This window comes from Ruegeria sp. CF3 (assembly GCF_056537365.1).
On sequence record NZ_JBQFRK010000017.1, the window covers coordinates 1 to 754 of the forward strand.

The following is a 754-nucleotide window of genomic DNA, read 5'->3' on the forward strand; positions in this document are numbered from 1 at the left end:
CGGCACCTATACCTACACGCCGAATGCGGGGTTCAGCGGGACCGACAGCTTTACCTACACGATCTCAGATGGAACAGACACCGATACAGCAACGGTGAATGTCACTGTCAATGGGACTGTACTACCCAGCGATCTGGTGTCGGATGATTTTGCCAGCGGCTCACTGGCCGAAGAATGGACGTTTTCGGGAATTGCTGGATCAGCCGAACTAGGGACCAGCGCAACGGACGGTTATCTTGCGATCAGCTCTCCATCGGGAGTTCCCGTCAGCGCCTCGGATTTCCTGACGACTCCTCGGGTATTGCAGGCTGCAGAGGATGAAGATTTTCAGATTAGTGCCGGTTTTTTGACAGAACCCAGCCAAACCTTCCAGGAACATGGGCTTCTGGTGGTTCAGGATGAAAGCAATTTTATCCGGTTTGATATCGCTTCCACGTCGAATTCGGTTCTGAGGCTGATCGTAGGCGTGGTCGAGAACGGCTCGACGGATTTCGTGCTGTTCCAAAGCATTCCTTCTGGTAGCGTTACGGATTTCAGGATCACCCGTGCGGGTGACAACTGGACGTTCGAGACATCAAATGACGGTGTAACCTGGAGTACAGCACTGGTGATCGACCATGTACTGCAAGTGAATGAGGCCGGTGTTTTTGCGGGGAGCGCGCCGAAGGATGGGGTGACGCCCGGCTACACCGCGCAGGTGGATTACTTCGAGAACAGCGCTGACCCGATCGTGAACGAGGATGGCACAATCATA

1 protein-coding gene is annotated in these 754 nt (G+C 54.2%); it reads left to right on the forward strand.

The window, feature by feature from the left end:
- A partial coding sequence (locus ACR0KC_RS22235) for a DUF1349 domain-containing protein (protein ID WP_480796378.1) occupies nt 1–754 on the forward strand: 754 nt, incomplete at both ends.